This window comes from Bacteroides muris (ex Afrizal et al. 2022) (assembly GCF_004793475.1).
Taxonomy (GTDB): Bacteria; Bacteroidota; Bacteroidia; order Bacteroidales; family Bacteroidaceae; genus Bacteroides; species Bacteroides muris.
This window is the reverse complement of the sequence record NZ_SRYZ01000070.1, coordinates 1-16986: the sequence shown is the minus strand read 5'-3', so window position 1 is coordinate 16986 and position 16986 is coordinate 1. Positions and strand designations below refer to the sequence as shown.

General features: G+C 45.2%; 17 protein-coding genes. 10 read left to right on the top strand and 7 right to left on the bottom strand.

The features are described 5' to 3' along the window. Positions 1–281 (bottom strand): hypothetical protein (locus E5355_RS17910; RefSeq protein ID WP_136011410.1); only part of this gene is annotated, 281 nt, incomplete at its 3' end. A 2-nt stretch (positions 282–283) separates the two neighbouring features. Next, positions 284–1519, bottom strand: coding sequence for a site-specific integrase (locus E5355_RS17905; RefSeq protein WP_136011409.1), 1236 nt, complete (start codon positions 1517–1519; stop codon positions 284–286). 499 nt (positions 1520–2018) lie between these two features. Here E5355_RS17905 and E5355_RS17900 point away from each other — a divergent pair, with 499 nt between their 5' ends. The 10 genes from E5355_RS17900 (at position 2019) to E5355_RS17855 (ending at position 11836) form a co-directional block, all read left to right on the top strand. Next, positions 2019–3482: a tyrosine-type recombinase/integrase gene (locus tag E5355_RS17900; RefSeq protein ID WP_136011408.1), complete on the top strand. Its 1464-nt coding sequence runs from the start codon at positions 2019–2021 to the stop codon at positions 3480–3482. A gap of 208 nt (positions 3483–3690) precedes the next feature. Further along, positions 3691–3915, top strand: coding sequence for a type II toxin-antitoxin system RelE/ParE family toxin (locus E5355_RS17895; protein WP_419178346.1), 225 nt, complete (start codon positions 3691–3693; stop codon positions 3913–3915). Positions 3916–3919: 4 nt separating this feature from the next. Next, a complete protein-coding gene (locus tag E5355_RS17890) occupies positions 3920–4864 on the top strand; it encodes a HigA family addiction module antitoxin (RefSeq protein ID WP_168354382.1) in 945 nt (314 codons plus the stop codon). An 8-nt stretch (positions 4865–4872) separates the two neighbouring features. Further along, complete coding sequence (locus tag E5355_RS17885; protein ID WP_136011405.1) at positions 4873–5424, top strand: Panacea domain-containing protein; 552 nt, start codon at positions 4873–4875, stop codon at positions 5422–5424. A gap of 1682 nt (positions 5425–7106) precedes the next feature. Further along, positions 7107–7337, top strand: coding sequence for a helix-turn-helix transcriptional regulator (locus E5355_RS17880; protein WP_168354381.1), 231 nt, complete (start codon positions 7107–7109; stop codon positions 7335–7337). Positions 7338–7341: 4 nt separating this feature from the next. Beyond that, positions 7342–8559, top strand: a complete 1218-nt coding sequence (locus tag E5355_RS17875) for a primase-helicase family protein (RefSeq protein WP_246866993.1) — start codon at positions 7342–7344, stop codon at positions 8557–8559. 328 nt (positions 8560–8887) lie between these two features. Further along, positions 8888–9355 (top strand): hypothetical protein, encoded by a 468-nt coding sequence (locus E5355_RS17870; RefSeq protein WP_136011403.1) that lies wholly within the window; start codon positions 8888–8890, stop codon positions 9353–9355. 84 nt (positions 9356–9439) lie between these two features. Further along, positions 9440–9829: a DUF3408 domain-containing protein gene (locus E5355_RS17865; RefSeq protein WP_136011402.1), complete on the top strand. Its 390-nt coding sequence runs from the start codon at positions 9440–9442 to the stop codon at positions 9827–9829. 201 nt (positions 9830–10030) lie between these two features. Next, complete coding sequence (locus E5355_RS17860) at positions 10031–10414, top strand: plasmid mobilization protein (RefSeq protein ID WP_136011401.1); 384 nt, start codon at positions 10031–10033, stop codon at positions 10412–10414. Positions 10415–10420: 6 nt separating this feature from the next. Continuing rightward, positions 10421–11836, top strand: coding sequence for a relaxase/mobilization nuclease domain-containing protein (locus E5355_RS17855; RefSeq protein WP_136011400.1), 1416 nt, complete (start codon positions 10421–10423; stop codon positions 11834–11836). Positions 11837–12078: 242 nt separating this feature from the next. Here E5355_RS17855 and E5355_RS17850 read toward each other — a convergent pair whose 3' ends face one another. From E5355_RS17850 to E5355_RS17830, 5 genes are all read right to left on the bottom strand, one after another. Beyond that, complete coding sequence (locus E5355_RS17850) at positions 12079–12720, bottom strand: hypothetical protein (RefSeq protein WP_123611179.1); 642 nt, start codon at positions 12718–12720, stop codon at positions 12079–12081. After that, positions 12717–13508, bottom strand: coding sequence for a DNA-deoxyinosine glycosylase (locus E5355_RS17845; protein ID WP_136011399.1), 792 nt, complete (start codon positions 13506–13508; stop codon positions 12717–12719). The genes E5355_RS17850 and E5355_RS17845 overlap by 4 nt, the downstream gene beginning before the upstream one ends. A 41-nt stretch (positions 13509–13549) precedes the next feature. Further along, complete coding sequence (locus tag E5355_RS17840; RefSeq protein ID WP_123400109.1) at positions 13550–14659, bottom strand: CFI-box-CTERM domain-containing protein; 1110 nt, start codon at positions 14657–14659, stop codon at positions 13550–13552. Continuing rightward, positions 14656–14943 carry a hypothetical protein gene (locus E5355_RS17835; protein ID WP_124030361.1) on the bottom strand — a complete coding sequence of 96 codons (288 nt, stop codon included), beginning with the start codon at positions 14941–14943 and terminating at the stop codon, positions 14656–14658. The genes E5355_RS17840 and E5355_RS17835 overlap by 4 nt, the downstream gene beginning before the upstream one ends. Positions 14944–15034: 91 nt before the next feature. Continuing rightward, positions 15035–16138, bottom strand: coding sequence for an SPFH domain-containing protein (locus E5355_RS17830; protein ID WP_124030362.1), 1104 nt, complete (start codon positions 16136–16138; stop codon positions 15035–15037). Positions 16139–16986: the final 848 nt, after the last annotated feature.

Here is a 16986-nt window from a genome sequence, read left to right as displayed (position 1 = left end):
CGTCTGAACAAGACACTCTCTTTACTGCATATCCTGAATGCAACGGCTATAATCATTTCAATATCATAAACGTCATAACTGATACCGTCCGGTCGTTTAATATGTCTCATTGTTTTGGCTTCATTCAGTTCCTTGTTCTTGTAAATAGCATGAATCGCCTTGCGGACATCGAATGAGAACATCCCGAACAGGTCGGCTATCTCAAATTGTGTCATCCATATGGGTGCTGTTGGCATAATGACTACACCCGTTTCACTGATTGTTATTATTCCTCTATCCATATCTATCGCATAACTTTAGACATTATGTTCTTTACATTATTCATATCGCGCAAAATGGAGGAATCCAACACACGTGCATAGTGCTGCGTCATTTTTATATTGGAATGGCCGAGCATTTTTGCCACATTTTCTATGCTCACACCGTTGGCGAGACATACAGAGGTCGCATACGAGTGCCGGGCTACATGTGTGGTCAAGGTCTTGTTTATCAGACATAAGTCTGCAATTTCTTTCAGATAGCTGTTCATCTTCTGATTGCAGGGGACTGGCAGCAGTCTGTTTTTCTTTTGGCAAGCTGGATGTTCCGCATATTTACGGAGAATCTCCAATGGAATATCAAGTAAAGGAATGTTGCACATGTTCTTCGTCTTTTGACGAGGCTTGCGAATCCATAGGTTGCCATTGGAGTCTTCTACGATATGTTCCGGTGACAGTTGTTGCACGTCTATAAAAGCTAACCCCGTGAACGCTGCAAAGATGAAGACATCACGGACAATAGTGATACGCTCTAACGGAAACTCCTTGTGATAGATAGTGAGCAGTTCGTCCATTGTCAAGAACTCACGGATAACCTCTTTCTCATGAAACTTGATGCCGATGAACGGGTCTTTGGTAATCCATTCGTTAGCAAGCGCAAGATTGGTTATCTTCTTCAAGCACTTCATGTAACGGATAACCGTATTCTGCTGGCACTCCTTCTCTGTTTTGAGGTAGAATTCAAAAGAGCGTACCAGCTCTCCATTGACTTCCGATAATGGCAAATCCTCCTTGCCGTATTTCAGTTTGATAAGTTCTGCAAGATAACGCTTACAACTTTCATAACGGCGGACGGTAATCAGGGCATAGTCCTTTCCGACAAGTTCACGGCATTGGTCGTTATGTTCTTGGATAGTTTGAATAAGTGTACGGACAACTTCCGGTGCTTGGTCTTGTCCGAAGAACTTTTTCTGCAACAGGCGGGCGGTGATGAACTGCCCTTGTTCTTCCAGTTCATTGAAAGTCTGGTGGAGTTTGATTCTTGCATCCTCGATATAAACATTCAAGTCGCAGGATTTTCGGCTTTTGCCTTTGGCGCACTCCTTCGCCTGATTCCACAAGGCTGGTTCAATGCTTTTGCGGATATTGTTTTCCACTCGCACACCGTTCACGGTGATACGCATACATACGGAGGCTTCCCCGTTTTTCAGCAGTTTGGCTTTCTTGATAAAGAAAAGCACGTTGAATGAGTCTCTTTTCATGTTCCTACAGTTTTTCGTTGTACAAAAGTAGGAAACCATGCACGCTTTCTTGATACGCAAAATGTTGCAAATCAGAGAGAAGTAATCTTATTCGGTGGAGATTTACGCTCCACCTCTTTTGCTCCACCTTTTGGAACACCAATAACGGTAATATTCTGCCGTTTTTTGCGTCCTCTCGGAAAACAAAAAATCCCGATTTCGTTTGGAAATCAGGATTTTACTGTCTTTTGCTTTTCTTCTAAGTGGTGCCACCAGAACCTGAGTTTCTGAATGAATACGAATGAATTTGAATGGTTTGTTTAGGCAAAATAGTGAATAATAGCATAATATGGACTTTGATGAATTTTGCCGATTTTCAGATTTATTCAAAAAACGTGGTGACCTGCGTGGTGACCCGACTTGACAAATTGCGGTTTGGGTTGTTATATTTGCAGAACCAAAGTGGCTGATTGTGAACGAATGCAAACGCCACCATTCAGAAATTTATAACATCGAAGATATGACAAAATCACCCTCTCCGAAGAAATTGACCCCGTTTCATGTCCGCACCAAGGATTTGAAGAAGGATACCGCGACTCTCTTTATCCGTATCCATACCCGCAAGGTTGACGTGCTTGTTTCTACCCTGCTTCAGGTTGAGGTTGCCGACTGGCAGAAGGCTACGGCATCGCCTCGCGCATGGCTGGCGCATCAGAAGAAGAATTATCAGTTGCACGCCAAGCTGACGCAGATTGAAGGCATCGTCAAGGCTCATCTTACAAAGGTGAATTTTGACCGCGAGGCTCTCGACATGGATGTGCGCTTTATCTCCGAGCCGGAGAAGGTAGAGGCTGAACGCCGGGCGATGGAGGAAGCCGCCGAGGCCGAGCGTAAGGCTATCGCCAAACGTGAGGCGGCGAAAGAAAAAGCCCGCAAGAAAGCCGAGGAAAAGAAGCGCATCGAGGACGAAAAGAACCGCCTTATCTGGCCGTTCCTCGTTCAGTTTGTCGATGACATCAAGAGCGGGGCGCGAAAGATTGGCAGTGACGACTATGCCCCCGGCACCTGCAAGGCATGGAAAAGTTTTATCGGTGTCTATGAAGGTTTTGACCCATTGCACAAATTCGGGTGGGCGGATATTGACCGTGCGTTTGTGTCGCGCTACATCAACTATTTGCAGAAGCACGGTTACATGGCAAAGGTTGTCAACAAGCATCTGACAAACCTGAAGGCTCTTATCAATGCCGCCTTCATTGACGGCGTACATGATAATCAGAGAGCAGCCGCGCTAATTGTCAAGAAGAAGATTGAAGACCGTGACAAGGCTGTCGAGATCTATCTTACCGAGGAGGAATTGCTGGCCCTCTACGAAATGCCGTTGACAGGGAAGAAGGAGCACATACGCGATGTTTTTCTCATCGGCTGCTATACCTGTCAGCGAGTGAGCGATTACAACAACCTTAACGCTGATAATTTCGAGACTACCCGCAAGGGGACGCGCATAATCCGACTTGTCCAGCAGAAGACCAAAACTGAGGTTACCATACCTATTCTCAACGAGAACCTAATCACCATCTGCGAGAAATATGGCTACAACATTCCGAAAGCCAACGAGCAGGTGCTGAACCGCTACATAAAGGATATTCTCAAAGACCTTTCAGAGCAGTTGCCGTCACTGAAAGAGAAGGTGCCGACCAAGCTCACAATGAAACAGAAGGAGGCGTTGAGAAAAGAGAAGAAGGAACCGGAGACCGACCTCAACGGCAACGTGATTGTGCCGCGCTATGAGTGTGTGACGAGCCACACCGCCCGACGCACCGGCATCACGAATATGTACCTCAGTCACAGGTACACCATTCTCCAGATGATGCACGTCAGCGGCCACAAGACTCAAAAGACCTTCATGGACTACATCAAGCTATCATCCGAGGAGATAGCCGACGAAATCGCCGCCATGTCGAAGAAAGAGAATGATATGTGGTAAATTAAATCACTTACAGTTTGTGTAATCAAAAATAATTTTATAATTTTGCACATGAAATGACTTACAGCATGTGTGAACCAATTAAACAAAGAGAGTGAATATTTCGTTTCAAAATAAAAAGCTCGAAAAATTGCTGGACAACCCTTCCAAGTTGACGAGAGAGCTCGGGCCGTTAAGAACAAAATTGTTCCTCACGAGATTAGGAGCTTTGATTAACGCTACGACTCTTGAAGATGTAAGGAATATACCCGGCAATTTTCACGAATTGAAGGCAGACAGGAAAGGTCAGTGGGCATGTGACCTTGACCACCCCTACCGCTTGATATTCGAGCCACACGAAGACCCTATACCGACCGATGCCTCGGGTAGATATGTCTGGCTGGAAATCAAAGGCGTCGAAGTTATCGAGATTACAAACTATCATGGCAAATAAAGATATGGCACAGACAAGACCGTTTTTCGACCCTGCAAAGTTGCCGGTCGTTTATCACCCCGGCGAGACTCTTGATGAAAAGTTACAAGAGATGGGTATGGGAGTGAAGGAATTTGCCACGAGGGTTTCCAAACCCGAAAAGACTATTATAGCAGTCTTAAAAGGCAAGAGTTCCATAACCCCTGATATGGCAGTCGCATTTGAAATGGTAACCAAAATACCTGCACACATGTGGCTTCGCCATCAAAAGAGCTACGATGAGTTCATAGCCCGCAAGAAGAGAGAAAAAACGCTTAAAGAGGGTATGCGGTGGGCAAAAAAGTTTCCTTATGCAGAAATCTCAAGTCTCGGATGGTTTTCGGGTATAAATGACACTCATGGTGACGAGAAGAATATTGTCGACACCTTGTGTACATTCTTTGCCGTAAGCTCCCCAAAAGGATGGGAAGATTTTTACCTCAATCAGCGACTTCGCGTAGCGTTCAGTATCACTCTTGCCGAAGCTTGTGATCCATACGCTCTTTCCGCTTGGCTGCGACAGGGCGAAATACAGGCTGGAGAAATATCCATTGAGGCAAAATATACAGCCAAACTTCTCCGAAGCATTCTTAATGATATTGTTGAAATCCGAAAATCCGAAGCCTCCAACCATCAAGAGGTATTGGCTTCTCTACTTGGCAACGCCGGAGTCAAGATGATTTTCACTGAAACGCTTTCATCCGCACCCGTAAAAGGATGTGCAAGATACATCTATGGAGTTCCTTGTATACAACTTGCCAAGAAGTTTGAAAATGAAGATGATTTCTGGAATACACTCTTCCATGAGATAGGTCATATCTTGCTGCATGGCAAGAAAGACATCTTTATGGAGAATGTCAATTACGGAGACAAAGATCCGGAAAAAGAAAAGGAAGCGGATGAATTTGCCGCTTTGTGGATGAACAAGTGACATAATAAATGACGAGTCACGACCGTAAGAAACTCTCAGAGTTAATTCTGTTTATTCTTGACAAGACTGGTGGTGTTGATTTCTACCATGCTTTCAAGATTCTCTATTTCGCGGAGATGAAGCATCTGGCGAAATGGGGCAGCGGCTTTGTGCCTGATGAGTTTTGCGCATTGAAATATGGTCCGGTTCCCACTCACCTGTATGATGCGGTAAAGGAACTAAATCACCCGCAGATGATTCTTTCGGAAGAATTGTCCGAGGTTATCCAGTATGCTGGAGAGGATGCTCCTGATGTCCTTCTTCCTAAACGCGAGGCAGATTTGAAGTATCTCGCCAAGTCAGAGATTGAGGCATTGGAGCAGTCAATTGAGGAAAATAAATCATTGACCTTCGGACAGCTCATGAGAAAGTCTCATGATGAAGCTTGGGAAGAAGCAAACCGTCGCACTAATGGAACAAATGTCATTTCTCCTGTCTCAATGGCAAGAGTTCTAAATGCCGACGATGCCATGCTTGAATATATTGAAGAGCAAATGCAAATTGAATCAGCTTTGAAATGATGAGCTAAGGGCAAGGAGAGGGCAAAAGATACCCGTAAATCTGTGTCTTTTTCAAAGATTATAAACCACAATCAACTGCTATTCAATATATTTGGGCTATCAATAAACGGCAAAAGAAAGGGCAAAAGAATTGTAAAACCTCGTTATAATCCCCCAAAAAAGTGGGTCAAAAAGTATAGTTTTGGGGGATTATAAGCATATTTGGAGGGCAAGGGGTACTCGAAAGGGAAAAGGAGATACCCAAAACGGAATAACGGGAACCAGGCCCGGAGTAATTTGGAAAGTCCGTTGAGGTGGTATTATCTTTGACGGGGAATCAAGAGGCAACCATCGCCATACCGGTTGTATATCCCGATATACATGTACAACCTTGTGCTATATCCGGCGGAAAATATTTGGCGGGATTGAAAATTCCATTCTATCTTTGCCGCTGAAAAGATGAAAATAGTCCAGAGCCAGCGGGGCGTAATGACCGCTCATGCACTACTTTTGGCTATGGATGACTTTTTTCATCGAATCGTGAACTTTTTTGAACAAAGCTTTGTTAGGAAAGTTGCGGTGGCAAATTTCACGACCATAGCGGAGCCTCAGATTGCTCTGCCGTGACGGTTGCGCCCTTATCCGCCGCAGACATAACCCGCAGCCCAAGAGTGGGCTGACTCTCTATGAGCCGACCCCGATGGGGCGGACAATCGACGCACAACACCCGGAGGTGTGTGCCTGAACTTCGCAACCGGATGCGCAATACCTTGCGAAAAAATCGGTGCCCATGTTCAGGCATGACATTTGTGGACGCTATCGACATACACCTACATCATACACACCCGATAGCCGACAATGTCAACCGCCGACGGGAGATTGTGCAGATTTGGAAATCTCGGAAAATTTTGTTATCTTTATGTAACGATTGAAGGCAGCGCACGCCTTAAGCGACACGTTCAGCTTTATAGACTGGAACAGGAACGATGCTCCCCGACGGATGCCATGCCCGATATTGACACTGTAACAATAATAACGAGGTACCTGATCAGAAGACCGGACTCGGAATCCGGAACCACTATGAAAAGCCCGCCGTTGAATGCGGAACGAACCGCAACGGTTTAACCCGATATCAACTCGCACTAAGGAAGCGATGCTCAACGGATTAAATGCGCGGAACAACGGCAGAAGAAAAAAGAACGGCGCAGACATAAACTGTCATAGAGCCTATACGAGCTGAATTTTGCGACAGCCATAACTGTGCCCGTACAGAATCTGTACGTCAAAAACAATCAATTAAAAAGAAGAAAAACGCGTATGCCTTACCTTATTGCAAAGTAAGACACAACCGCCTTTGTATCTGTCCCGTATAAGGAACAGATGCCCTCATGTCGTTGCCTTTCGGTGCGATGTGGGAAAGGGTGAACTACGCCCTCTGCCGACCCTGACAGGCCGGCAGCAACAACCGTCGGCTTTAACGATACATAGCCGACAGCCCTTCCTATGTCCTTTCGGGGACACGTCACCGCAACCTCTTTCGTCGCCGGGGCTGTGGGTGATGTAAGTTACTCGGCGATATAACTTTTCAAATTCATTTCCCTCAGATGAAATTGAATCTTTTCGACCTCCTTCAGGCGTCAGCACTCGACCCTGACTCTCCAAATATCCTCCTCAACGTCCGCCTCTCTGATCTCCATCAGCTTGTGGTGGACACAATCGAAGCCACCCGCGAGCGTCTGCTCCCCCTCTACATGGAGGCGGAGCAGGACAAATCAATCACCAAGAAAGAGGTTGCCGAGCGGCTCGGCGTCTGCGAGACCACGGTCTATAACATGACCAAAGACGGCAGACTACACCCATTCAAGGTGAACGGAAGCACCCGCTACAGCCTGCGGGAAGTTAACTCTATTATCAACCCCTCTAACGATGACTGAGCCGATGGAAGACGTAACAGTTACACCTCCCGCCGAAGACCGCTTTGAGCGCATCGGCACCACCTACTACAAGATTGTCCGACAGCCAAACGCCGCCGGACAACTCATCGAGCGCAGCATACCGTGGACAATCGAGGCAATCCGTCAGGACTACGGCAAGGACTTTCTCGCCAACGTGCCAAAATACGACGGCTTCTGCTGTGTTCCCTCCCATCTGGACTATCAGCCCGTTGTGGGCAGTTTCAAGAACAAGTATTCGTCACTCAGCCATATCCCCGCCGAAGGAGAATGGCCGTGTATCGAATCGCTCGTGCGCCACATCTTCGGCGACCAGTACAGCCTCGGCCTTGACTACCTGCAAATCCTCTACACCATGCCGTTGCAAAAGCTCCCGATTCTGCTCTTGGTGTCGGAGGAGCGCAACACCGGAAAATCCACCTTTCTCAATTTCCTAAAACTACTCTTTGAGGCTAATGTCACGTTCAACACCAACGAAAACTTCCGCAGCCAGTTCAACGATGATTGGAACGGCAAGCTGGTAATCGTAGTGGACGAGGTGCTGCTCAACAAGCGCGAGGACTCCGAGCGTCTGAAAAACCTCAGCACCACCTACAACTACAAGATGGAGGCAAAAGGACGCGACCGCGAGGAGGTGAGTTTCTTCGCCAAATTCGTGCTGTGCTCCAACAACGAGTATCTCCCCGTGGTCATCGACCCCGGCGAGACACGCTACTGGGTGCGGAAGGTTCCGAGGCTTACCACCGACGACACCACGTTTCTGGAGAAAATCCGCTACGAGATACCGGCATTTCTCCATGCCCTGACCTATCGGCAGCTGATAACCGCCGAGGAAAGCCGCATGTGGTTCAATCCCGAGCTGCTCGACACCGAGGCATTGCAGAAAATCATCCGCGCCAACCGCAACCGTGTGGAGCTGGAGCTTGCCGAGCTGCTGACCGAGATAATGGACTCGCGCAAAATCGACGAGGTTGATTTCTGCTTCAACGACATCCTGAGTTTATTCGGATACCGTCAGGTCAAGGCTGACCGTAGCCAGCTCCGGAAGGTGGTGCAGGACTGCTGGAAGCTCAGACCTGCCTCCAACTCGTTCTGCTATACGACCTACACCGTCGGTATGTTCCTTAACGAAGAAACATACGTCGAGACCCGCCGTTGCGGACGCTACTACACCGTCACCCGGCAGATGTTAGAGAATTTATAATTTTTTCTCGTTGAAATTTGATGAACTGATGAAAAGAGAGACAGACTATTGTTTTTCAGTGCATTTTCTTCTCATCGGTTATTCATCAAGACTTCATCAAAGGATGAAAGGCAATGAGAAAAAATGTGTGGCACCGAGAGAATATGCAATCTCTCTTTTCCCTCGCCAAAATTTTCGTCTCACCGCCCGTAAAATAGTGATGAAACAATGATGAATAGATAACACACTGAGATAATAGTAGATACTCACTCAATTCATCAGTTTATCAAATTCAACACCTCACCCGGTCGCCGGGATTTTCTCTCAGCGGCCACAATTCCAGAATGATATGGCTAAATCAAATCCAGATAGGTTTGCCGAGCCTACGATTATCGGCACAGAGTCCGAGGCGCGTCAGTACGCCAATCGGGCGGGCGCGACTCAGACTGCGCCCAAGAGAGAATCAAGAACAACCAAAAAGTTCGATGCCGAGGAATTTCTCCGACAAGAAGAGGAAAATTCCAAAGCAGAAGCAGAACAACTCAGAAGGACTGAGATTCTCATGAACGAATACTCATTACCGTGGAACGTCGATGATGGCAAGCCTCCGTTTCCCGGCATGGAATTAAATCCTTGTGCGGTCAGATGGGAACCTGCAAATCTCGAAGAGTTCATCCGCGAGTATGGCGAGGAGTTCAAGAGATTCAAAAATGCCAAGCTGACTAATCAGTCATGCAATCAAAGCTCTGACCAATCAGAGCCTCAGCGAGGCAAGGCATCAGGGACTCGAAAGCCGAAAGATATGGTTGAACAGTAACACCAGTGCACCGATACAACGGTTACACCGCCGAAAAAAGCAAAGTCATCTTCAAAAACCGAAGCGGAAGAGAGGCTGGAGGCTATGCCAAAAGATACACCTCCAAGCGACTCTGAGAGCGAACACAAGACCGTATCCGAGGATTTGACAACCGGAAAACAGTCTGACATACTGGTAGAGGATGAGCAGACCGACACCGTGGAACAGTCAAAGAAATCGCGCGTCAGTGCCAAAATGGTGGATGCCGATTTCGATGCGTTAAGACACACCTATCTCCGCATCGTCAGCCTCGGCGAAAAGAAACCGGTGTTTCTTCCTCTCGAACTTCGCGACTCTCTGGAGAAACTCGCACGGGTGAGTGGTGTACCGAATCTCGCACCGTCACATATCGTCATCAACATTCTCAAAGCGTTCTTTGACGATAACCGCGAACTTATCAACCGTAAACTCTCAGGTGAGAAATTAAGCGTTTGAAATCTATGTGATTCAGGGTGCGGTGATATCCATCCACAGGTGTAATGGAGGGGCTAAGCGAGGTTAGATTTTTGTGATACAAAAATCGTCGCAACCATGTTGCTCCCCTCGCCGCCCTCCATTACACTGGGTGGACCAGTACACCGGTGTACCGAATCCGCTTTGCCCCTCCATTTTCAAACCCTCAATCCCCCCACGCCAATGAAACCGAAATCCCCGACCCGCAAATCGAATCTCAAGGCAGGACACCGCAACGGCCGCCCCGCCTTGCCGGAAGAAGAACGTCAGTCCTACGTCCGGCACACGCGATACAACGAGGCTGAAAACACCCTCCTGCTTGCCAATGTCAAGCGCACGGGAATGAAAAATGTCAGCGAATATATCCGTTCGGTGACGCTCAATCCCCACATTGTTCCACGCCTCGATGAATCAGAAATGAGAATCGTCCGGAATCTCTCCGGCATGAGCAACAATTTCAACCAGCTCCTTCGCCTCTGCCATCAGCGAGGACTCGATGCTATGACCCGCGATGTGCAATACTGCCTCAGCCAATTCCGCGAACTTTTCGCAAAATTAAGTTCTTAATTTCCTATGATAGCATATATAATAAGCGGCTCAGGCTTTGGCGGATGTGTCGATTATGTCACCCGCCGCAAGCTCGAAGAAAAGCTCTATAAGGAGCAGTCGAAAGGGCTGAAAGCCGATGAAAGTAAATATGAGAGTAATAAAGGTGAGGATATAATCGACCATCTTTCCAAAGACTGGAAACTCCTGTCTTCCTCCGGCGACATAAGGATATATGAAGGCCGCAAGGCTATGGCTGACGACATCGCCCGACCGTTACGACAACGTAAGCCTATAAAAGACCCGGTCGGTCATATATCCCTCGACTTTCACCCAGACGATGCTCCGAAGATGACGGACGAACTTATGACCGAGGTGGCGCAGGAATACATGAGGCAGATGGGGCTGACCAATACCCCGTACATAGTGGTACGACATTTTGACTCATCGATGAAATCGCTTTGCTCCGCAAAGAACGCACATCCGCACTGTCATATCGTTTTCAGCCGGGTTGACTATGACGGAAAGATTCTGACTCAAACCACCAACTTCAAGAAGAATGAGCGCGTCTGCAAGACTCTCAATCTGAAGCACCGTCTCACGCAGGGCAAGAGCAAACTTAATACAGATGTTTCAAAACTGCGGGGAAAAGATAAAATCCGTTATCCGCTTGTCCACAATATAGCCGGAGTGTACATCCGTCCGGAGATTCAGGACTGGAACTCGTTTCTCATTGCTCTTAAGCAGCAGGGTATAACGGTCAAGGAAAAGACCGGACAATCAGGGAAAACGAATCTGTATTACTGCACAGGCAGACATGAATTCTGGTATAAGAAACTCGATCCCTTTTTCAGCCGCGAGAATCTTGAATTGAAATTCAAGGCTCGTCGAGAGAAACAACAAGCGGCAAAGACTCACCCCGTAACCGCACCACTACCTAAACCGCAACGGCAGTCACAGCCTAAATCAAAGCAGCCGGAGCCTATTGTTATACCGCCATTGCCGGATATAATATGCGGCGTAAAGATTGACCGACTTAAACAACAAGCATATCAGGAAGGCAAGTTCATCAGCATCGGAATCTGTGACCCCGGAGGCGTTGTGCCAATCAACCATTGGGTTTGGTTCGATTTCGACAAACGAGAACCCGTAATGAGCCGTATATATCCCTCCTACCACAAGATTCCGGAAGCCTTCCTGCGACAACTGGCAGCAAAGCAATCCTCAGCATCGTCATCGCCGAGTGCCGGAATCCGCCTATCATCGCCTTCTCTCGGTGGAAACATTCCTGAAGAACAATGTTTCGCTCACGACAGAGGAATGTCGGACGACTTCAAGCACTTCCTTGAAATGCACCCCGGCATGAGCTTTGAGGAAGCCAAACGCCGCTTTAAGGACGAGCAAAAAGCCAAGCAACAACGCAAAGGTCCTAAACTGCACTAATCAAAAATCCACCGAGAGAAAATCGTTTCTTTCGGTGGATTAACTTTGTTTTTTGTGTAATAGTTCGACGAAATAATTTCGTTCTTAGCTCATAAAGTCTGTCCAATATCTATTTTTCTTTGCCTACAAGCCATTGCATACTCATATTCAAAGCCATTGCTTTGATACTATTTGGTGCCTCTGATTAAATTAGTTAAAATTATCAATGACAAATGCCTGTCCAATATTTGATGTCTGATTATTTATAATTTAGACGAATTTTTGCTCTCCCTTTTTTCTTTGTTTCGTAGGTATCTAGTAGCCAACTCATGATATGATGAGTCTGATTTACTTAAAAATAATTTGCGTGTGTCGCTGTCGATATCATATTCATCGATTATATCGAAAGTGTTTTGGAGCATTTTAATCTTGACATTGACTCGATCTATTCGTGACGATATAACCCCCTGCCTTGAAGCCATATCTTCAATTACTGAAAAATCGAGCACTATTTCTTTAAATAGTTTAAGTGCTTCAGGGAGATTTGTCAGAGACAGTTGTCTTTGACATTTTTGTATCAGGCTATGGACGAAAACAAGCATTTCTGAAAGTTTTTGCCCTTCAGATGTTTGTGGGAGTTTATCCCTACGCAAATCCCTAATCTTATACCAAGTTTTTTTATCACGGATATCATTAGCCACGGCTTCCCCCTCATTGTCTACGCTGGTTACATGCCAGGCACAACAAAATGAGCAGTAGTAGCTTCTGGACGGGACTTTCCCAGACAAAGAGGCTATTTCATCTCGATTGAACTTGATGAAATTATCTGCCTTTGCTTGAGTTTCAAAGAGCATCTTTGGATGTCTGCATCCAATGCAGTATACACGGTTCTTCGTTGGCTTCATTGTTTTAGAATCGTTTCCCAGCGGTCTATTTTAGCGTCTAGCGTAAAATGGGTGTTTGTTGAACTGGAACTTGGGAGAGAAACGACACGTATATGTTTCGGTAGTTCATCTATATTTATATATGTTCTAAAATAAGTTGAAGCTTTGTCTCCGTTTAGACCGATGACACGAATATTTGGATGCTTTGAAATAAACCCTAATATATCATTGATAGTTAAGTTTTTGATGTCTGAATCGAGACTACTGATTCTTTCTGCTGATTTGAGCACATCCCACAAAGCGATATGGTGTTTCTCCAAAAATCGTAGCCTGTCTTCGTAAGCGAGTGGTATACTTTCGTCAAACAGACTTGACATGATTTTCCAGAATTGATTACCCTGATTCGCATAGTAACATTGTGTCTCCAATGATACTTTGCCCGGCAATGTCCCTAAGATCAGAAATTCCGATTCTGAATCGGCGATGGGCGCAAGACCCTCTGTGACAACGCTGGATGTCAGGACTTTTGTCATGATGACTTCTGTCTCTGACGTATGTGCCGGGGTGGAAAGCGATGTTTTTTTACAATTTGAATGTCGGATATACCATGATTGTTTTTTACCGCCGGGTTGCTCTGCATTAGGAATTTTGCCATCTCGCAGGTGTTTGCGTAAAGTTTTTCCTCCGTCGGAAGGCAAAGCCCCGTTTTTAGCTAAATAGGCGGCGACTTCACTGGGCCCCACATGATTTAATCTGTTTGATTCGAGGTATTCATCAATCAGATATATGATTCTGTTTATGTTTGCCATAGCTGAAATATTTGTTTTACGGTATTATCATTTTTATGGGGTTATTTAAAAATTCGGTCTTTATAAGGCGTAGATTCAACGCCATTTACTTGAAGTTTACGAACAAGTCCGTCAAGTAGAGCAAGACAGATTCTCTTAAAGATTGCAGTGTTGCCAACCCATTTTACAAGGGTCGGACTAACAGCATAGTAGGTGCGTATGAAAGCGCGCCCATACCAAGTTTCGGCGAGTGTGTAATCGCGGAATCTGCGTAGTGTCCAAACTTCGGGACAATCGTAAGAGCCATATACCGCTGTTGCAACATAGCACGGTCCGGAAGATGGATTTGATATATGCTCCTCATTAAACGTGTCAAGATTTCCGCTTGGAAGACCCTGCTTGATTCTATTAAGTATAGCGCGAAATTCCGTAACGGATTCTTCGTTAAGATTCGATTTAAATACGTTAAAACGAGCGTTAACAGCTTGCGTGAAATTAATCCAGTTTTTTGCCGCAAATCCTACAAGGCAAGAAAGTTCCTCATGTGCGACTTTATCATCCGGGATCACATAGCGTAAACTCAGCAACAATTCATATTGGCTCATTATAAAAGCAAATATTTCATCTGAATCGGCTGTAAGTTCTGATGCTTTAAATGGATTCGATATACAATTCAGTTCATATATCTGCTTTAAAGCCCCTGTGTTTTGTAATTGCTCGGTAAACGACTGAAGGTTTACGTTGAGAACTGTTATATAGAAGCCGTATACGTCTATTTCCAATTCTCCATTGGATTTTTCGATAGCCTTTTTTCCGGCAGATATTATCTCTGTGACTCTAAGGTTGTCAATACTTGAGGATAATCCGATGGCTTTCATCTTAATAAACCATGCCTGAGCATTGTCGCAGTCAATTTCAAGAATACGTTTAACATATGACTCCGCTTCATCAACATTTAAACTGTCAATGGCATTCTGAGCAAGAGACAACAAGTTTGGAACTTTGTCCGATTGATCAATCTTGACTTTCCCTTCAATGTTGACAACTCCTTCGACCATCATTTTCTTGGCTTCTTCAACGGAGTATTTGGTTCCGCATGACTGACATACGAATACACCATCTTGTTTAAGGATATTTGTGCTTCCGCACATTTCACAGGTAAGTGGTTTCATGAGGATTTACAGTCTTGTGAGGGTTTATTTTTGACTTGATTTGCAGAACGTTTGGCAATGGCATAAATGAGACAGCCATTAAATGCCATTAGACAGAGGATAGCAATGATTCCCCAATTGTCTTCTAACTGAGAAGGCATTAATAGTCCCATAATAAATTCTATTAAAGTAAATAACGGGATGATAAAAGCCAGAGATATTGTAAATGCAGATTTAAAAGACCCTTTGTTGACCCAGTAGGAAAACAAGGCTGCAACGCAGATTACAACTGTATTTATTCCCATATTGAACATGGGATAGCAGGATAATATCAATCCGGCTACGATATTTATCATCAGAAAGATGACATATAAGATTGGGAATATTTGTTTCATATTATGGCAAAGGTGGTGGTGTAATAGAATTGATTAACGATGCTAATGTCGGAATCTGAGAGATAGGAAGCCAAGCAGACATTCCAATCGTCCACGCAAGCGTGGAACCATCGACAACACCACTTGAGATGTAAGCCGAAATACTCTCGGTCGTTAGATTGGGGACTTGTTGACCATCTATCAGCAAATAGTATGTCGGAGCGGACTGAGGGATGGGCGGCACATGAGGATTGGTGTTTAGATACTGGCCGGCAATATTACCGGCTGCATTACCCACGCCCATCCCAGCTCCGAGACCTACGCCTAACCCCATCATCTGACCTCCTGCGCCATCATTGTTAGCAGCGGCTTCAAGGACGTTGAAACTACGTTCCATTTGGTATACATCGCGTCCGGTAATACGAAGACGCGCGGCAAGATCTTTGGCGTTTTTTAGCTTAATAACACTTTCGTCATCCTGAGGGAAAGTAATTGACATTATCGAAAATTCGATAATTGAAACTCCGTATTTCCCAAGCAGTTGATTGAGTTGCTCATTAATGGAATCAGACATTGACAACAATAATGTATTGATGTCAAGAATTGATATGCCGTTGGTAACAATTTGCCTCGCGAGCAAAGAGTTTAGGGCGGAAATGATTCTGCCCTTATAAAATTGTTCAATCTGTTCAGATGTAAACGCCCCCATGCTGCCGATAAGAGTTTCCAAGAAGATACGGGGATTAGTGACACGGATACCATATTGACCATGAGCTCGAACAGGCACAATAATATGATACCGAGGATCTTCAATTTGAATTGGGTGCGGAGTGCCCCAGGGAAGATTGAGTTTTGCTGTTTGATTTATAAACCATACCTCGGCTTGGAACGGAGATTCCGAGCCAAAAGGCAAGTTTATAATCTTATTAAGTATCGGTATATTTTCAGTATCAATTCTATATGTTCCCGCAGTAAATTCATCACAGATGGCACCTCCTTTTACAAAGAAAGCTGTTTGAGCTGGGTGTACCACAAGCTGAGTACCCATACGCAGGTCATCGGAGTCGAACTTATGACAAAGTTCACCATCAACCGTTTGATATTTTACAACGTCTATTATTGCCATATACTCAACTTAAAACTGACCAAAAGCCCACTTAGTCATAAATAAAAAAGAGGCGTGGGCTGCTATGCCACGCCTTTACGGATAGGTGGTAGGAATACCTGTATATGAAGATGTGGAAATAACAGCTCCACGCCGTATGGCATGGAGACTGTCATGACTTTCTCTTGCATATACTTGGATGTAAGTTTCCTACGCTTTATCCGTACAAGCAGAAGACATAACGCCTCTTTGATTCAAAAATGTTTGGACAGACCACGGCCTATCCGACTGCAAAGTTACGAAAATATTTTGATATTTTAACCCTAAGGTGTGGTGACCCGGCGAGATTTTGGCTGAGGTCACCACATTTTTATTGCTGGAATATGGTTAAAATCTGTTAATGTTTGGGGTCATCAGGCGGTGATGTGGGGATGAATGACGCTGAACGGATTTAGATGAATTTGAAATACACACTGATTATCAGCGATTTAAGTTATTACACTACAAGATATGCGACTATTCTGACACGCATAATAAGCGATATTTCAATGTGTTAGCGTGGGCGTGGTGACTTTTGTGGTGACTCGGAGGGGTATAATTGAATAAAAGACCGCTAACTCCTTGAGAATTAGCGGTCTTTTGTGGTGCCACCAGGAATCGAACCTTTTGTTTCGGTTTATTCTAATCCCTTGAGTGACTGCACATTTGTTACTTTATCTTTTATAAAAGCCATTGAATTAGCCCTACACTAAATTCATCGCTTTTCTTTATCAATTCAACATTCATTATCTCTTTGACGGTGCAAAGGTAAGTAATTTAAGTTTCGCAAGTTCAGCTTGCTAGTTTTAATTTGTAAATATCGCATATAT